Origin of the sequence: Klebsiella spallanzanii (assembly GCF_902158555.1) — a bacterium.
In the GTDB taxonomy this organism is placed as follows: Bacteria; Pseudomonadota; Gammaproteobacteria; order Enterobacterales; family Enterobacteriaceae; genus Klebsiella; species Klebsiella spallanzanii.
The window spans coordinates 128,643-146,408 of record NZ_CABGGS010000005.1 but is presented as its reverse complement, the minus strand read 5'-3'; the positions used below and the strand labels follow the sequence as shown (position 1 = coordinate 146,408).

General features: G+C 57.8%; 16 protein-coding genes and 1 pseudogene. 2 read left to right on the top strand and 15 right to left on the bottom strand.

Annotated features, from left to right (window positions below; translation table 11 throughout):
- Nucleotides 1-45: 45 nt before the first annotated feature.
- Nucleotides 46-861, bottom strand: coding sequence for an AraC family transcriptional regulator (locus FN082_RS08100; protein ID WP_142981398.1), 816 nt, complete (start codon nt 859-861; stop codon nt 46-48).
- Here FN082_RS08100 and FN082_RS08095 point away from each other — a divergent pair.
- Both FN082_RS08095 and FN082_RS08090 read left to right on the top strand, forming a co-directional pair.
- Nucleotides 851-1,583, top strand: a pseudogene (locus tag FN082_RS08095) (Rpn family recombination-promoting nuclease/putative transposase); the annotation flags it as partial. The gene FN082_RS08100 and the pseudogene FN082_RS08095 sit on opposite strands and share 11 nt — an antisense overlap.
- Nucleotides 1,584-1,763: 180 nt before the next feature.
- Nucleotides 1,764-3,134: an NAD-dependent succinate-semialdehyde dehydrogenase gene (locus FN082_RS08090; protein ID WP_142981397.1), complete on the top strand. Its 1,371-nt coding sequence runs from the start codon at nt 1,764-1,766 to the stop codon at nt 3,132-3,134.
- Nucleotides 3,135-3,326: 192 nt separating this feature from the next.
- Here the strand turns inward: FN082_RS08090 and yjiA are convergent, their stop codons facing one another.
- The 14 genes from yjiA to FN082_RS08020 form a co-directional block, all read right to left on the bottom strand.
- Nucleotides 3,327-4,283, bottom strand: a complete 957-nt coding sequence (yjiA, locus tag FN082_RS08085) for a GTPase (RefSeq protein WP_139539297.1) — start codon at nt 4,281-4,283, stop codon at nt 3,327-3,329.
- An 11-nt stretch (nt 4,284-4,294) separates the two neighbouring features.
- Entirely contained in the window at nt 4,295-4,498 is a 204-nt protein-coding gene (locus tag FN082_RS08080) for a YbdD/YjiX family protein (protein ID WP_004098292.1), read from the bottom strand.
- Between the two features lie 110 nt (nt 4,499-4,608).
- Nucleotides 4,609-6,759 (bottom strand): carbon starvation CstA family protein, encoded by a 2,151-nt coding sequence (locus FN082_RS08075; RefSeq protein WP_139539298.1) that lies wholly within the window; start codon nt 6,757-6,759, stop codon nt 4,609-4,611.
- 305 nt (nt 6,760-7,064) lie between these two features.
- On the bottom strand, nt 7,065-7,577 hold the full coding sequence (locus FN082_RS08070) for a 4-hydroxyphenylacetate 3-monooxygenase reductase subunit (protein WP_004108563.1): 513 nt from the start codon (nt 7,575-7,577) through the stop codon (nt 7,065-7,067).
- 19 nt (nt 7,578-7,596) lie between these two features.
- Nucleotides 7,597-9,159 carry a 4-hydroxyphenylacetate 3-monooxygenase, oxygenase component gene (gene hpaB / locus FN082_RS08065; RefSeq protein ID WP_139539299.1) on the bottom strand — a complete coding sequence of 521 codons (1,563 nt, stop codon included), beginning with the start codon at nt 9,157-9,159 and terminating at the stop codon, nt 7,597-7,599.
- Between the two features lie 362 nt (nt 9,160-9,521).
- Nucleotides 9,522-10,412, bottom strand: a complete 891-nt coding sequence (hpaA, locus tag FN082_RS08060; RefSeq protein WP_142981396.1) for a 4-hydroxyphenylacetate catabolism regulatory protein HpaA — start codon at nt 10,410-10,412, stop codon at nt 9,522-9,524.
- Between the two features lie 9 nt (nt 10,413-10,421).
- Nucleotides 10,422-11,798 (bottom strand): 4-hydroxyphenylacetate permease, encoded by a 1,377-nt coding sequence (gene hpaX / locus FN082_RS08055; RefSeq protein ID WP_139539301.1) that lies wholly within the window; start codon nt 11,796-11,798, stop codon nt 10,422-10,424.
- A 98-nt stretch (nt 11,799-11,896) separates the two neighbouring features.
- Nucleotides 11,897-12,688: a 4-hydroxy-2-oxoheptanedioate aldolase gene (gene hpaI, locus FN082_RS08050; RefSeq protein WP_142981430.1), complete on the bottom strand. Its 792-nt coding sequence runs from the start codon at nt 12,686-12,688 to the stop codon at nt 11,897-11,899.
- Nucleotides 12,689-12,698: 10 nt separating this feature from the next.
- Nucleotides 12,699-13,502 carry a 2-oxo-hept-4-ene-1,7-dioate hydratase gene (gene hpaH, locus FN082_RS08045; protein ID WP_043018631.1) on the bottom strand — a complete coding sequence of 268 codons (804 nt, stop codon included), beginning with the start codon at nt 13,500-13,502 and terminating at the stop codon, nt 12,699-12,701.
- Nucleotides 13,503-13,634: 132 nt separating this feature from the next.
- A complete protein-coding gene (locus FN082_RS08040; RefSeq protein ID WP_112215119.1) occupies nt 13,635-14,015 on the bottom strand; it encodes a 5-carboxymethyl-2-hydroxymuconate Delta-isomerase in 381 nt (126 codons plus the stop codon).
- A 12-nt stretch (nt 14,016-14,027) separates the two neighbouring features.
- Complete coding sequence (gene hpaD, locus FN082_RS08035) at nt 14,028-14,885, bottom strand: 3,4-dihydroxyphenylacetate 2,3-dioxygenase (protein ID WP_142981395.1); 858 nt, start codon at nt 14,883-14,885, stop codon at nt 14,028-14,030.
- 1 nt (nt 14,886) lies between these two features.
- Nucleotides 14,887-16,353: a 5-carboxymethyl-2-hydroxymuconate semialdehyde dehydrogenase gene (hpaE, locus tag FN082_RS08030; protein WP_142981394.1), complete on the bottom strand. Its 1,467-nt coding sequence runs from the start codon at nt 16,351-16,353 to the stop codon at nt 14,887-14,889.
- On the bottom strand, nt 16,350-17,114 hold the full coding sequence (locus FN082_RS08025) for a fumarylacetoacetate hydrolase family protein (RefSeq protein ID WP_139539305.1): 765 nt from the start codon (nt 17,112-17,114) through the stop codon (nt 16,350-16,352). Before FN082_RS08025 ends, hpaE begins: the two co-directional genes overlap by 4 nt.
- Nucleotides 17,111-17,743, bottom strand: coding sequence for a fumarylacetoacetate hydrolase family protein (locus tag FN082_RS08020; protein WP_139539306.1), 633 nt, complete (start codon nt 17,741-17,743; stop codon nt 17,111-17,113). Before FN082_RS08020 ends, FN082_RS08025 begins: the two co-directional genes overlap by 4 nt.
- Nucleotides 17,744-17,766 lie beyond the last annotated feature (23 nt).

Genomic DNA, 17,766 nt, shown 5'->3' with positions numbered 1-17,766 from the left:
GCAACCTCAGTAATAACCTGAGGTCACCCTATGCCAGCGTGAATGCTAATTATTGTCTGATATTGATCGCCCCTGCGCATACTGGCGCGGCGTGGCGGCGGTATAGCTGACAAAGGTCTTATGGAAGTGGCTCTGATCGGCAAACCCGGCCTGATAGCCAACGTCGGCAATATTATCCCCGGCGCGCAGGCGCGTTTTGGCGAACTCAATACGCGCCATATTGATAAAGCTGGCGGGCGTCAGGCCGGTATCGTGCTTGAAGGCGCGGATCAGCGTCTCTTTACGCAGGGCGAACTCATTGGCGAGACTATCCAGCGTTGGCGGTTCTTGCAGACTGGTTGCCAGGCGGCTAAACAGCCGGGAACTGGTTTGGCTTAACGCCTGCGGTACTTGCGGGCGCAGCGGTAATGCCTGAAGCAGCCGGGCAACGCTTGCGGGGAGCGCCGCGGTGTTCTGCTGGCTCATCAGTTCCACAATCTGCAGATACCGCGCAAAGAGGCCAGCGTCGCGTATCACGGGCTGTAATGTCATCAGTTGGCGCTGCTGAGGTGCGGTTGCCAGCTGTTGCCAGCACCAGCTTAAATCGAGGTAAAGCATATGGTAGCTGCGCGGCTGGCCGTTGCGCGGATTGCAGCTATGAGGTGCCTGCGCGGGGATAATGATCAGGTCGCCAGGGCGCAGCAGGTACTCCTGCCCGTTGCAGATACAGCGCGTTTCCCCGTCGATAATCGCCCCCACCGAGAGCTGCGGATGGCGATGACGTTTATAGGCCTGACGGCTGCGCCAGGTGCTGCGCAGCTCCAGCCATGGCAGCTGTTCATCACGCCAGAAGGTTTGCAGAATATCGCGCGTATGGCTCACGAAAGGCTCCTTAGCAGAGGGATTTCTGTTTATAACATGCCAGCAGGTCGAGGGCGAAATGCGAGCTGCGTTCGGCAAAAATACCGCGCTTGCAGCAAAGGAAAGATATCTTTCGTCGAGGCTCGTAAAAACGCTGCCGCTGGTGGTACCGATTTTTTTCTATCACGGCGCGGTGTCTCCCTGGCCGTATTCGTTATCCTGGCTCTGACCCTGCTTTGGCTAAACAGCTCTACACCGTACCGTTTCCGCTGGTGGATATTACCGTCGTGCCAGATGATGAAATTGTGCAGCATCGTAGAGTCGCGTTACTGGAACTCATGCAAAAGCATATTCGTCAGCGCGATCTGCTGGGCATTGTTGAACATCTGACGACCATTCTGCTTAGCGGATACGCTAATGACAGGCAGTTGAAAACGCTGTTTAATTATCTTATTCACTCAAGCAAAGCGCTTCGTTTGGGTAGGTTTATCCGCGAAGTGGCCCAGCGGGTGCCGCAGCACAAGGAGAAGTTAATGACTATCGCCGAAAGATTACGTGAAGTGGGGCGCAGGCAGGGCAAGCGGGAAGGTCGGCTTGAGGGCCGCCTTGAAGGGGTTGAAGAAGGCCAGCGCGCCGAAGCGTTACGCATTGCCCGAACCATGCTTGCTGATGGCATGGCGCTGGACACGGTGCTGAGAATTACCGGTCTGCCGGAAGCGGATATCACGGTCAATAATCACTAATCCATTGCTGTTCTGTTGAGTTCTCCGGTAGAAAGTCTGTTCGGTGATTATCGTTATTCTTTTCTTGGAAAATTCCGGATATACCTGAGTTTACACTCATCCCTGGCCATCTCGACTACCCTTAATATCCTGTGCAGCATTTATGACTGTGTTAATAGCGATAACAAGGAGACATACGATATGGCTTACCAGACGGTGAATCCTGCGAACAACCAACTTATCAAAGAGTATCCCGCTCATAGCGATGCGGACGTGGAGGCGGCGCTGCAAAAAGCAGATGCGCTTTATCATTCCGAATGGGCGAAAGGGGATATTGACCAGCGGCTGCCGGTGCTGCGTAAGCTGGCTGATATGATTGACAGCAGGGTGGACGAACTGGCCAAAATCGCCAGCCAGGAGATGGGGAAGCTCATCGAGCAAAGCCGCGGCGAGGTTAAGCTGTGTGCGCAAATTGCCCGCTACTACGCCGACAACGCGAAACAGTTTCTGGCCCCGGTGAAGTATCAGTCAGAGCTGGGCGAGGCGTGGGTCGAACACCATCCTGTCGGCGTGTTGATGGCCGTAGAGCCGTGGAACTTCCCTTATTACCAGCTAATGCGCGTACTGGCACCAAATCTGGCGGCGGGGAATCCGGTGATCGCCAAGCATGCCAGCATCGTTCCGCACTGTGCGGAAACTTTTGCTCATCTGGTGCGTGAAGCCGGTGCGCCAGAAGGGGCATGGACCAATCTGTTTATTTCTCAGGATCAGGTGGCGAAGATTATCGCCGACGATCGGGTACAGGGCGCGGCGCTGACCGGCTCGGAAAAAGCCGGGAGCGTGGTAGCAGCGCAGGCGGCTAAACACATCAAGAAAGCGACGCTTGAACTGGGTGGTAACGATGTGTTTGTGGTGCTCGATGACGCAAATCTGGAGAAAGCGGTGAAGATTGGTGTTCAGGCCCGACTCAACAACGCCGGACAGGTCTGTACTGCCGCAAAACGCTTTATTCTCCATGAAAAAATTGCTGACCAGTTCCTCAGCAAATTTGCCGATGCGTTCCGTCAGGTGAAGATGGGCGATCCGCTAGACGAGAGCACGACGCTGGGTCCGCTCTCCTCAAAAGACGCGCTGGAAACCCTGAGCAAACAGGTGGATGAGGCGGTGAAAAACGGCGCCAAATTGCACCTGGGCGGCAAACCCGCGCAGCGGGAAGGCAGCTTTTTCGAGCCGACTATTCTGACCGGAATCACCCGCGATAATCCGGCATATTTTGAAGAGTTTTTTGGTCCGGTGGCGCAAATTTACGTGGTGAAAGATGACGATGAGGCGGTGAAACTGGCTAACGATTCGCACTATGGCCTGGGGGGCGCAGTGTTCAGCCAGGATATCGAACGGGCGAAACGGATGGCATCGCGAATCGAAACCGGGATGGTCTATATCAACTGGTTAACCGATACCGCGCCGGAGTTGCCGTTTGGCGGCGTCAAACGCTCCGGATTTGGCCGCGAGCTTTCCGATCTGGGGATTAAAGAGTTTGTGAATCAGAAGCTGGTGGTGGTGCATAAATAACGGTGTGAATACAAAAAACCTGCCATCAGGCAGTTTTTCCTTAGTGCTCACATTACTGCCGGGCGGCGGCTAGCGCTTTGCCCGGCCTACAAAAATCACAATATCATCAGGTTATGATTTTTTGTAGGCCCGCGCCAGCGAAGCGCCGCCGGACGATTACAACAGCGCTGCACTCTGTCAGCAATCAAAGGGTTACTTGAGCAACCCGGCAAACGCCGCGCGAATTTCCTCTTCCGGCAGATTGATGCCGATAAACACCAGCGTACTGTGTGGCGGTTCTACGCCCCACGGCCGGTCCCAGTCGGCGCTGTAGAGGCGCTGAACGCCCTGAAACAGCAGGCGGTTAGGCTCGCCGTCAATCCACAGCATCCCTTTGTAGCGCATCAGCTGTTCGGCGAAGGTGAGCAGCAGATTCTCCATCACCCTTGAGACTTCGCTGATATCCACCGGATAATCCAGTTCCACCACAATCGACGAAACATCGTTTTGCTTGTCGGCCATAAAGTGGAAGCGCGGTTTGCTGCTGACCACGTTTTCCTCCAGCATAAAACCGCTGGTGTTAAATAGCTGGCTCAGGTCGATATCGCCGTGGATGACGCTGTAAATTGGCGCGCGAGCATTAATACGCGTCAGCCGTTCACGAAGCTTGTCGCTGTCGCCCGCTACGTCAGTTTTAGTGAGCAGGATGCGATCGGCATAGCCCACCTGTGACTGGGCAATGGTGAACTGGTTCATCTGCTGATCGGCATGCACTGCGTCAACCAGCGCAATCACCCCATCCAGCAGGTAGCGCTCGCACAGCACATCGTGGGAGAAAAAGGTCTGAATAATCGGGCCAGGATCGGCCATGCCGGTGCACTCAATGACTAACCGGTCAAAATCAATCTCGCCGCGATCGCGGCTGTCGAGCAGATCGAGCAGGGCATCTTCCAGTTCGTTGGAACGGGTACAGCAGATACAGCCGTTGGTCAGGGTTTTAATCTGCGTGGCGCGGTCGCCGATAAGCTGGTCATCGACGGCGACTTCGCCAAATTCGTTTTCGATAACGGCAATTTTGAAGCCGTGCTCTTCGTTAAGAATATGGCGCAGCAGGGTCGTTTTACCTGCGCCAAGAAAACCAGTCAGCAGGGTGACTGCAATCGGTGCCATGTTTGCCTCCATTAACAGCAGCGTACGCCGCCTTTACCGTCGCCGCCGTAGCGGGCCTGCTGGCGTTCGCGAAAGAATTCATCATAGGTCATGTACGGCTTATCCGGATGGTTGGTCTGCATATGCTCGACGTAGTTGTCATAATCCGGGATGCCAATCAGCATTTTTGCCGCCTGACCGAGGTATTTTTTTGCCTGACCTAAGTTACCAAACATTATAGGTTCCAGATAACGAATAAAGCCGGATGGCGGCTAGCGCCTTATCCGGCCTACGTACATTCGCTTTTGTAGGCCGGATAAGCGTAGCGCCATCCGGCATTAAGGTTTTAGTGATGCGAAGAAGTCTTCACGCCGCCTTCCGGTACCGGCACATACGGAGTCTCTTTATCGGTACGCACTTTATTGTTGCGCACGTTGAGCCAGGTTTTGATGCCGTAGAAGATGATGCTGTAGACCACCACCAGGAACAGAATGCTCAGACCCGCGTTGGTGTAGTTGTTCACCACGATATGGTTCATGTTGGCAATCTGCTGCGCGGTGAGTTCGCCGCCGGAAGCAATCTTCTCTTTATACTGCTGAGCCATGAAGAAGAAGCCTTCCATCTGCGGGTTGGTGCTGAACAGTTTCAGGCCCAGCGCCCAGGTGGTGCACAGCAGCAGCCATGCGGCCGGGATCACGGTGACCCAGATGTATTTGGTACGCTGCATTTTGACCAGTACCACGGTACCAAGCACCAGCGCCACGGCGGCCAGCATCTGGTTAGAGATACCGAACAGCGGCCACAGGCTCTTCACGCCGCCCAGCGGGTCAACTACGCCCTGATACAGCAAGTAGCCCCACAGCCCAACGCAGCCCGCGGTGCCGATGACGCCCGCTACCAGCGAGTCGGTTTTCTTGAGGAACGGGACGAAGTTACCCAGCAGATCCTGCAGCATGAAGCGGCCTGCACGGGTACCGGCATCCAGTGCGGTGAGGATAAACAGCGCTTCAAACAGAATACCGAAGTGGTACCAGAAGCCCATGTCCGCCATCGGGATGATTTTGTGGAACACGTGAGCGATACCGACGGCCAGCGTCGGCGCGCCGCCCGCACGGTTCAGTACCGACGGTTCGCCGATATCTTTTGCGGTTTGCAGAATTTGCTCAGGTGAAATCACAAAGCCCCAGGAGCTGACGGTTGCCGCTGCGTGAGCGGTCACATCCTTCAACTGCGCGGCGATCAGCGCAGCGTTTTCACCGCCCATTTCGTGCAGGTTCGGCATGGTGATGCCCAGGCCCGCAGGCGGGGTGTTCATTGCGAAGTAGAGGCCCGGTTCGATAATTGATGCCGCTACCAGCGCCATCACCGCCACGAAGGACTCCATCAGCATCGCACCGTAGCCGATAAAGCGGGCGTCGGTTTCGTTAGCCAACAGCTTCGGCGTGGTACCGGAAGCGATCAGGGCGTGGAAGCCGGAGACCGCGCCGCAGGCGATAGTAATAAACAGGAACGGGAACAGCGCGCCTTTCCACAGCGGACCGGTACCATCAATGTACTGGGTCACTGCCGGCATTTTCAGGTCCGGGTTAAGAATCACGATACCCAACGCCAGGCCGACGATAACGCCGATTTTTAAGAAGGTCGCCAGATAGTCGCGCGGCGCCAGAATCAGCCATACCGGCAGCAGCGCGGAGATGAACGCATAGCCAATCAGGGTAAAGGTGATGGTGGTGTCTTTAAAGGTCAGCGCCGGGCCCCAGTACGGGTCGTGGGCAATAATGCCGCCGAACCAGATGGATGCCACCAGCAGGACGATACCGATAACCGACACTTCGCCCACGCGGCCAGGGCGCAGGAAGCGCATGTAGATCCCCATAAACAGGGCAATTGGCACGGTCGAGCAGACGGTGAACACGCCCCACGGGCTTTCCGCCAGCGCTTTCACCACGATTAACGCCAGCACCGCGAGGATGATGATCATAATCAGGAAGCAGCCGAACAGCGCGATAGAACCCGGAACTGGCCCCATCTCTTGCTTGATCATCTCACCCAGCGAGGCACCGTTACGGCGCGAGGAGATAAACAGCACCATAAAGTCCTGCACCGCCCCTGCCAGCACTACGCCTGCCAGCAGCCACAGCGTACCTGGCAGGTAGCCCATCTGCGCGGCAAGAACCGGGCCTACCAGCGGACCGGCACCGGCGATGGCGGCAAAGTGGTGGCCGAACAGCACGTAGCGGTTGGTCGGGACGTAGTTCAGACCATCATTGTTAATTACCGCAGGCGTGGAGCGCGTAGGGTCGAGCTTCATCACCTTTTGCGCGATATACAGGCTGTAATAACGGTAGGCGACAAGGTAGACGGAAACCGACGCCACTACGATCCACAGTGCGCTGACGTGCTCACCGCGGCGCAGCGCGACGACTGAGAGGCAAAATGCCCCGATGATTCCAAGAATCACCCAGGGTATGTGCTTGAATAACTTTTTAGTATCCATAGTAAAACCTGGCTTAATGAGATGAATAATGGGCCGAAGCCGTCTGGGTTTAAGTTAGGGTTTGAGGAGGTATTGATTCGCTATGCTGGGGACGATCTTGCCAGAACTCCGCGCGCGTAAAGTTGGGTAAATCTGTGAGTGGTTATATGTGGGATTAAGCGGTCACTTGCGGGGGTAAGCGGTTGGGGGGGAGTGCGAGTGGGTGTGAATATGTGATTGAGATCACAGGAATATTTCCGCCATGGAGAGAGGGGAAATACAAGCCTTCCCCTCTCCTGCGCGAGAGGGGAAGGAGAAAATAAAAGCTACGCCACCACTTCCATCTCCATCATCACCGGATGGAAGCGGCGTTTAAAGTAAATCAGCCCGTGGCCTTGCTGGCTGAGGGTAATGTTGCGGATTTCCACCAGATAAACCAGATGGCTGCCGATGGTTTGCACCTGGCTAATCTCACCTTCGAGACTTGCCAGTGAGCCTTTCAGGACCGGCTGGCCCAGCGCGCCTTTCTGCCAGCAGGAGAGGCCGAAGCGGTCATCCATCGTCATCCCGGTCATTCCGGCGAAGTGGCGGGCCATTTCCTCTTGCTCGTGGTTCAGCACGTTGATACACAGCTTGCCGTTGCCCTGGAACACCGGGTTCATCGCGCTGTTAGCGTTGATGCAGACCATTACCGACGGCGGCGTATCGGTCACTGAACAGACCGCCGTGGCGGTAATACCGCAGCGGCCCGCTTCGCCTTCGGTGGTGATGACGTTAACCGCGGCCGACAGACTGGCCATGGCATCGCGAAAACGCAGACGTTGTTCATCTAATTGCATTGTGACCTCCCGCTGCCGTTTACTTCAGCAGCTTATCCAGCATGTTGATATCGGTATTGTTGTGCAGATGCGGCACCGTCCAGCCGTGCTGGTCGTACTCGGACAGGCAGCGGTCTACCATCGCCATCATTTTGTCCATGTTGCCGGAGCTTTGCGCCTGGCGCAGGCACTGCAGGCGAATTTCATCCTGGCTGCCGGAGTAGTTGATTTCATACAGTTCGTGACGACCACCAAATTCGCTGCCGATGGCGTCCCACATCAGTTTGAGGATCTTGATACGCTCGACGTGATCCATGCCGTTCGAGCCGCGCACGTATTTCGCCAGGTATTCGTTGATCTGCGGATTATTGAGATCGCGGGCGCTGGACGGCAGGTAGATCAGGCCGCTGGTGACGCTGCGCTCGATAATGTTTTTGATTTTGGCGTAGGCCATCGGCGCCATCACGCGATAGGTTTGCAGCGCGGCGTGATCCGGCAGATACGCGCCGTTGACCCACGGCGTCGCTTCGGCGCACATCGAATCGCTCAGCGCCCAGAACATATTGCGCCAGGCCACGACTTCGCCAAGCTCCGCCTGTACGCCGCGGAATTCCAGGGTACCGGTGCACTCCAGCGAGCGCTTCAGCAGGGCGGTGATGAAATCGAGCTTCACCGCCAGACGTACGCAGGCCTGCAGCGGATACATGCGGGCGAAACCGCCTTCCATCGTCCAGCGACGGCAGCGATCGAAGTCGCGATAGATCAGCACGTTTTCCCATGGGATCAGCACGTTATCCAGCACCAGGATCGCGTCGTTTTCGTCGAAGCGGCTGGAGAGCGGATAATCGTATGGCGATCCGGTGGCTCCGGCCACCAGCTCATAGGAGGCGCGGGAGATAAGTTTGACTCCTTCGGCATCCATCGGTGCGACGAACATCAGCGCGAAATCCGGATTTTCGCCCATCACCTGCGCGGAGCCGAAGCCAATCATGTTGTAGTGGGTCAGCGCCGAGTTGGTGGCGACGACTTTCGCGCCGCTGACGATGATCCCGGCGTCGGTCTCTTTCTCCAGCTTGATATAGACGTCTTTCACTTCATCCGCTGGTTTATGACGATCAATCGGCGGATTGACGATGGCGTGGTTAAAGTACAGGCCGGTTTCCTGAATACGGGTGTACCAGTCGCGGGCGTTCTGCTCAAACTGGCCGTAGAATCCCGGATTCGCGCCTAATGCGCAGCCGAAGGCGGCTTTATAGTCCGGGGTGCGGCCCATCCAGCCGTAGCTCAGGCGCGACCACTCAGCGATGGCGTCGCGCTGCTGGCGCAGGTCGTCGGCGCTTTTTGCCACGCGGAAGAATTTGTGGGTGTAGCCGCCGCTGCCGGTGTCGGTGCCCCAGCACAGGGTATCCTGCAGTTCGGGCTTGTGCAGCGCGTCGTACATTTGTGCGACGGAAGCGGCGGCGTTGCGGAACGCCGGGTGGGTGGTCACGTCTTTAACGCGCTCGCCGTAGATATAGATTTCTCGGCCGTCCTGCAGGCTCTTCAGATACTCTTCACCGGTTAACGGGCGTTTAGCGTCTGCACGGAAATTTTCAGGTTTCATAGGGGACCTCTTCAGTATTAATCGGAATGCGATGTTAAATTTATGTTTTGTTTTTGTTGTTCAATTGAAGCGGTTAACGCGGTTTTCGTGAAGAGACTTTTAGGTCAACGGTGGGTACTTTTCGGGCGGGGTTGAGTTATGTGATCGGGGTTGGTTTTTCGATTTTTTGACCTGGCTCTCCGGTGGGGTGGGCGACAAATCAGTACGGGTTTTGAATTTGTAGCCCGGACAGATGCGCAGCATCGCCTCCGGGAAATTCAGATACTCTGCGCTCTGCTCCCGGTGGCGGCGCTTGACGCGCCTTGTCCGGGCTACCGCCTCTCAGACGGCTGCGAACTCGCCGCGCCGTCCCCGGAAAGATCCTAAGACACTGGCACTTTTTGCGTTCTGAAGGCGCTCGGCGAGCAGCCCACCAAGCGGTTAAAAAAGCGGGCGAAATAGGCCGGGTCTTTAAAGCCCAGCTGCCAGGCTATCTCGTTAACCGCGCTATCGGAGAACAGGAGCAGCCGCTTGGCCTCGCGCAGCTGCCGGTCGAAAATCAGCCGCTTTGGCGGGCGGTTGGCGAAGCGGCGGCAGATATCGGTTAGCCTGGATTCGGTCAGATGCAGCTCGCTGGCGTAATCCGGTACCGTCCAGTGCAGGTGGTAGTGGCTATCGATCAACTGGTTAAAACGCTGGAACAGCTTTAGCTCGCCGCGCATCCCGCTGGCGGCATGATCGTCAAGCTTTGCGTTGCGTAGCAGCAGGGTGAACACCGCCTGTGCCAGCAGCATCAGGGTGTGTTCGCGCCCCGGCAGCTGCGCGGTCGATTCCCGTTCAATCAGCCGCCAGTAGTGCGCCAGCGCCGCCAGCTCCTCGGGCTTATCGGCTAGCGACAGACAGATACCCGGCAGGCCGAAGGCTTCCCGCGTGCCGGGGTAGAGCACTTCCAGAAGCGGCCAGACCAGATCCTCCCGTATCGTCAGCACGTGGCCGTCGCTATCGGACTGAGTGATAAACGCGTGCGGCACCGAGGGCGGCGTCAGGACAAACAGCGGTGCCTGTACCGAATAGCGAATCTCGTCGAGCTGCAGCTCAATCTGCCCGGTATCAAGAAAGTGCATCTGAAAATACTGGTCGTGACGGTGCGCCTGCATATCACGACCGAAGAACTCCGCCATCCGGGCAAACGACTGATAATGCACATCTTCCGTTCCCAGACTCTCATCGTACTCTTTATTAATATCGATATTGGCTACAGGGCTCTGGCACATAGCGGCTCCTTACGGCGTCGCGCGAGGACGCGATCCTTTCATCGGAATAGCCCAGATAATCACCGCGCCAATGACCAGCAGGGCGGCGACGAACCACAGGCCGCTGCTAAAGCTGCCGGTAACATCTTTCAGCCAGCCGATCATTAACGGACTGATGGCCGATCCGATATTGCCGGTGGCGTTGATCACCGCGATACCGATCGCTCTGGCGCGCAGGCTGATGGACTGATCCGGGGTGGTCCAGAAAATGGCCATTGCGCTAAACGATCCGGTGGAGGCCATTACGATCCCCAATAGCTGGATCAGGTTGTGATCGGTGGCCGAGGCCAGCAGCCAGCCCGCAGCGGCGAACAGGAACGGTAGCGCGGTGTGATGTTTTCGTTCCTGATGCCTATCTGAGTGGCGGCTCCAGTAGATCATCCCCAGAATGGTACAAATCTGCGGGATCGCCGCCAGTAGGCCAATAGTGATATTGCTGCTGCTTTCGTTAAAGCTTTTGAGGATCTGCGGCGTCCAGATGCTGATCGCGCTGAGGGTGTTGGTCAGGCAGAAGTAGGCCAGGGTATACATCAGCACGATGGGCGTAAACACTTCGCGCCACAGGCTGCGCTTCTGCATAGCGTGATGGCTGATGGCCCCTTCCGGCTGTACCAGCGTGAGGCGATCGTTATCCATCATCTCCTGCAGGCACTTTTTGTCTTCCGCCGTTAGCCATTTGGCCTTCGACGGCGAATCATCGAGCCAGAACCAGACCATAATGCCGAGCAGCACCGACGGGAAGCCTTCCAGCAGGAACAGCCACTGCCAGCCGTGCAGGTTCAGCAGGCCGTCCATCGACAAGATATAGCCTGAAACGATCGACCCCAGCGCGGTAGTCACCGGCATCGCTATCATAAACAGCGCGTTGGCGCGGGCGCGGAAAAAGGCCGGGAACCAGTAGGTCAAATACAACAGGATGCCGGGCAGGAAACCGGCCTCGGTGATCCCCACTAGCATCCGCAGGATATAGAGGCTGTTCGGCCCGGTGGCGAACATGGTGGCGGTGGAGGCGATGCCCCACAGCACCATGATGGTGGCAATCCAGCGGCGAGCGCCGACAATGCTGAGCATCACGTTGCTGGGAATGCCGAAAATGACGTAGGTAGCGTAAAACAGGGTGGTGGCAAGGCCGAACATGGTGGCGTTCAGGCCCAGATCCTGCCCCATGGTCAGTCCCGCAAAGCCGATATTGATCCTGTCTAAAAACGAGAAGATAAACAGCACGAACAAAAACACGATCAGGCGGCGGAACAGCTTGTTGATAACCGACTGCTGCTGCGCCGTTAGCTGCTTGTGCTGATTAGCCGGATCGAATTTTTCCGGGATGGCAGATGATGTATCGCTCATTATCATTTTCCTCTAATGGGAATTTTGTAGGGTACTGCGCTTACCCGGCCTGCGGTTCGCTACGGCTGTAGGCCGGGTAAGCGTAGCGCCACCCGGCGTTAATAGACGCCTGACGAATCCTGCGCGTTTTTTTCCGCGCCAAATCGCGCCGCCAGCGCTTCTGCGCCACGAGCCAGCAGAGTGGTATCGACGCCGACGGCGACAAACAGCGCGCCAAGTTCCAGATAACGCTTTGCCAACTGTTCGTTAGCCATCAGGATCCCCGGCGCTTTGCCCGCCGAGCGAATTTGCGCGATGGCCTGTTCGATGGCGGCCTGCACTTCCGGGTGCTGCGGATTGCCACCGAAGCCCATGTCGGCGCTCAGATCCGCCGGGCCGATAAACACGCCGTCCACGCTGTCAACGTCAAGAATTTGCGCCAGGTTTTTCAGGGCTTCGCGAGTTTCGATTTGCACCAGCACGCACATCGCGTCGTTGGCCTGATGGATGTAATCGGGGATGCGGTTCCAGCGCGAGGCGCGGGCGAGGGCGCTGCCGACGCCGCGAATGCCTGCGGGCGGATAGCGAGTAGCCTTTACCGCCAGCCGCGCTTCGTCGGCGTTCTGCACCATCGGCACCAGCAGGGTTTGTGCGCCAACGTCCAGCAGCTGTTTAATCTGTACCGGGTCGTTCCACGATGGACGCACCACCGGCTGGCTGGGGTAGGGGGCGATCGCCTGGAGCTGGGTCAGTACCGTTTGCACATTATTCGGCGCATGTTCGCCATCAATCAGCAGCCAGTCGAATCCGGCTCCGGCCAGCAGCTCGGCGCTGTAGCTGCTGGTGAGTCCCAGCCACAGGCCAATCTGCGGGCGACCCGCTGTTAAGGCATCTTTAAAGGCGTTATTCATCATATTCCCCTTAAACAAAGCGGCAGCTAATTGCGCCCATGTTGCCGTAGTCGACGTGGAAGGTGTCGCCTTTGCGCGCCGGAACCGGTCGGGTAAAGGAGCCGCCGAGAATAATCTGTCCGGCTTCCAGCTGGACGTCGTATGGTGCGAGCTTGTTTGCCAGCCAGGCTACGCCGTTGGCCGGGTGATTGAGCACCCCTGCGGCGACGCCGGTCTCTTCAATCACGCCGTTGCGATAGAGCAGGGCGGAGATCCAGCGCAGATCCAGCTCGTCGGGCTTAATGGGCCGACCACCGAGGATCACCCCGGCGTTGGCGGCATTATCGGAGATGGTGTCGAAGACCTTGCGCGGGCGTTGGGTCTCCGGGTCGATGTTGTGGCAGCGGGCGTCGATCAGCTCCAGCGCCGGGATCACGTAGTCGGTCGCGTTATAAACATCGAACAGGGTGCAGTTGGGGCCGCGCAGCGGTTTGGCCAGCACGAAGGCCAGCTCCACTTCGATGCGCGGGACGATAAAGCGGTCGGTAGGAATATCGCCGCCGTCGTGGAAAAACATGTCGTCCAGCAGCGCGCCGTAGTCCGGTTCACTGATTTGCGAGCTGGCCTGCATCGCTTTTGAGGTCAGACCGATTTTATGCCCTTTCAGCACGCGCCCTTCGGCGATTTTCATTTTTACCCATTCGCGCTGTACGGCGTAGGCGTCTTCGATGGTGATCGTTGGGTGATCCAGCGAGATAGCGCGGATCTGTTCGCGCTGTTTTTCCGCCTGGTTCAGCCGTTGAGCGATCAGAGTATGGGTATGTTTATCGAGCATAGTTGCTTCCTGTGGCATTGTTTTCCCCCTCTCCCTGTGGGAGAGGGCCGGGGTGAGGGCATCAGGCCGCAGAGAGCCCCCCTCACCCTAACCCTCTCCCCCAAAGGGGCGAGGGAACGGACCGAGCGCGCCTTATTTAAACAGCGCGTGCACGTTGTTCTGTTTGTAATTCAACGTCGGATGCAGCTCGGTGATTTCAAACGACAGCGCCAGATAGCGGCTCTCCATCAGCGCGGCGAAATGAGCTTTAATCAGCGCGAACAGCATATCGCCCACGTCCTGACGGCTCTCCTGACTGCGCCCGGAGCCAATCTTCAGCGTCATATGCACGAAAGCGTAATCATGCTGGCCGTCGGCCATCTGCCAGGTATCCAGCCAGATGGCGCGACTGCGAATGCCGCCGATGGGAAAGATGCCGGTCGCCGCCAGCGCTTCGTTCACTTTGCTGAACAGACCCGGTAAATCGGCCTGTTCGCGGATGTTGTCGGTACATTCGGCGATAAAATGCGGCATTCTGTGTTCTCCTTAAGCCGGTTCCGGTAGCGGGAAGACGGCGTTGACCTGGCCGGTACCGGAGCTGGCGAACAGTTCGGTAATAAACTCCACCTTGCCGTCATACTTGTCCCAGCCGAGCAGGCCAAGCAGCATCACCGTGTCGTGCATGTTGCCCTCGCCGTAGCAGTAGTCGGCGTACTCCGGCAGCATGGTGCAGAACTCTTTGAACTTACCTTCACGCCACAGCTTCACCACGCGCTCGTCCATCTGATGGTCGAACTCGCGGGTGTAGCTGTTCATACCTTCTTCCGCACGCTGATCGTCGATAAAGCGATGAGACAGGGAGCCGCTGGCCAGCACCGCCACGGTGCCGTCATATTTGTCGATAGCTTTAAGAATGGCCTGGCCCAACTTGCGGCTGTCGGCGAAATCGTGAACGGTGCAGAACGCCGAGATAGAGACCACTTTGAAATGCTTATCGCTATTCATGTAGCGCATCGGCACCAGCGTGCCGTACTCGAGCTTCAGGCTCGGGATGTTGTGCGCTTTGGCGCGGACCCCGAGCTTGACCGCTTCGTCGGCGATCAGGTGGCCGAGCTCCGGATTACCGTCGTAGTCGTAGGTCATGTCGCGGATAAAATGCGGCAGCTCGTTGCTGGTATAGACGCCCTGGAAATGGTCGGCGCAGTTAATGTGGTAGGCGCTATTCACCAGCCAGTGAGTATCGAAAACGATAATCGTATCAACGCCCAGTTCGCGGCACCGCTTGCCGATTTCCTTATGCCCATCGATAGCGCTCTGACGGCAGCCGTGGTTTTTCCCCGGCAGTTCAGAAAGGTACATCGACGGCACGTGAGTGATTTTTGCTGCTAACGCTAACTTTCCCATATCAGACTCCCCATTTTGGGATCGGATGGTCGCCCATCGAGATGCAGACGTTTTTCATTTCAGCGAACACTTCAAAGCTATATTCGCCACCTTCTCGGCCGGTACCGGAGGCCTTCACGCCGCCGAACGGCTGACGCAGGTCGCGGACGTTCTGGGTGTTGACGAACACCATTCCGGCTTCGATGCCGCGTGCCAGGCGCAGCACTTTGCTGACGTCCTGGGTCCAGATATAAGAGGCGAGGCCGTACTCTACGTCGTTGGCCAGGCGCAGACCTTCCGCCTCGTCTTTAAACGGCAGCAGACAGGCTACCGGGCCAAAAATCTCTTCCTGCGCCACGCGCATGCGGTTGTCGACGTCCGCCAGCACCGTCGGGCGCAGGAAGTTACCGCTTTGCAGATGCGCAGGCAGGTCGGTGGGTTTGTCCGGGCCGCCGGCCAGCAGGGTCGCGCCCTCTTCAATGCCGAGGCGGATATAGCCGGAGACTTTCTCCCAGTGCTGTTGGCTAATCAGTGCGCCCACCTGGGTGTTCGGGTCATTCGGGTCACCAACGCGCAGGCGGTTCGCGCGCTCGGCAAAGCGTTTGACGAATTCGGGATAAATGCTCTGCTGAATAAAGATGCGCGAGCCGGCGGTGCAGCGCTCGCCGTTGATCGAGAAGATGGTGAACAGCGCGGCGTCGAGTGCGCGCTCGATATCGGCATCTTCAAAAATCAGCACCGGCGATTTGCCGCCGAGCTCCATGGAGTACTTTTTCAGCCCGGCGTTTTTCATGATATTACGCCCGGTGGCGGTACCGCCGGTAAACGACACCGCGCGGATGTCGTGGTGGCGCACCAGCGCATCGCCCGCCGTCGCGCCGTAGCCCTGCACCACGTTCAGTACGCCCGGCGGAATGCCTGCCTCCAGCGCCAGTTCGCCCAAGCGATCGGCGGTCAGCGGCGACAGCTCAGACATTTTCAGCACCGCGGTGTTACCCAGCGCCAGGCACGGCGCGACCTTCCAGGTGGCGGTCATAAACGGCACGTTCCACGGTGACACCAGCGCGCAGACGCCGACCGGCTGCACGAGGGTGTAGTTGAGCATCTTGTCGTCAACGGGATAGGTCTTACCGTTCATCTGCTGGCACACTTCGGCGAAAAATTCGAAGTTGTGCGACGCGCGCGGGATCAGCACATTTTGGGTCTGGTGGATCGGCAGGCCGGTGTCGGCGGTCTCCATGGCGGCGATCTCCGGCACGTTCTGATCGATCAGGTCGCCCAGACGACGCATCAGGCGTGCGCGTTCTTTCATCGGCAGGTTGGCCCATTTCGGGAACGCCTCTTTCGCCGCCGCTACCGCCTGGTTGACTTCGGCTTCGCCGCCGGAGGCGACTTCCGCCAGAACCTCGCCGCTTGCCGGGTTGGTGGTATGAAAATACTCGGCGCTGGCGACGTTTTTGCCGTTGATCCAGTGGTTAATCTTTTTCATGACAGCTTCTCCTCATACGCTTGCTGGCTGATGATGCGGTTGACCAGGCGGCCGACGCCTTCCACTTCGACGATCACTTCATCGCCCGGCACCACGTCCGACAGCCCTTTCGGCGTACCGGTGGCGATCATGTCGCCCGGTTGCAGGGTCATAAACTCGCTTAAATAAGCGATGAGGAACGGGATGCTGAAGATCAGATCGGCGGTGGTGCCCTGCTGGCGCAGCTCACCGTTGACCCAGGTGCGCAACGCCAGGTTATGTGGATCCGGGATCGACTCTTTCGCGACGATCCATGGGCCGATCGGCGTCAGGGTGTCGCGGCTTTTCACCCGCAGGTTCGGGCGATAGTAGTTTTCCAGATAGTCGCGGATGGCGTAGTCGTTGCAGACGGTATACCCGGCGACGTACTCCATGGCGTCGGCTTCGGCGACTTTACGCGCGGTTTTGCCGATCACCACCACCAGTTCGGCTTCGTAGTGCATGTACTCGACGTTATCCGGGCGTACCGATTCCTGCTGGTGGCCGATAAAGGTGTTCGGCGCTTTGATAAACACGAGTGGTTCGGTGGGTGGCTTAAATTCCAGCTCGCTGGCGTGATCGGCGTAGTTCAGGCCCAGCGCGAACAGCGTGCCGTCAGCGGGCGGCAGCCAGCAGAATTCGCCCTCGTTTAGCAGCCTGCCGTTGGCGAGGTGGACCTGACCGTGTTCATCAATCTGCACATCGTGCTGCTGTCCCTGCCATTCAATACGTGCCTGTTTCATGCCAGCTCTCCTTCTGCGACCACCGGGTTTTCCAGCGCCGGGAAACCCTCGGCGAGAATACGAACGCGATCGCCGGGTTGCAGCGTGACGCGGTTGTGCGGGGTGCCGATCAGAATGGCGTCGCCGGGGTTGAGCGTGGCGAATTCGCTCAGGGCGCTCAGCAGCTCGGCGGCGGAGCGCTGGAGGTCAGCGGTGTTCCAGCTGTCCGCTTCGCGACCGTTGATTTCGGTGATGATAGTCAGGTTATCGGCGTTGCTGACCGGCGCGAGTGCGCCAAGCGGGCAGAAGCCGTCGCGGCATTTAGCTTTGATCGCCGGGCGATAGAAGCTCTCTTCCGGCAAGCTGACGTCATTAGCCAGCGCATAGCCAGCAATATAAGCGGCGGCTTCTTCTGCGGCCACTTTGCGCGCGGTTTTGCCGACGATCAGCGCCACGGTCGCACCGCTCTGCACCGTTTCACCCGGTGGATATGGAATGTTCTCGCCGTTGCCGATAACGGTGTTGCGCGGCTTGATAAACCAGACTGCGGTCTTCGGCGGCGTTTTATAGGGGGCCTGTTGGAACGCTTCGCGCCAGGCATCAAGCTGGCTGCGATGGTTAAGCGCCACGGCGAAGATGGTACCTTTCATTCACCACTCCTTTGCTGCTGATT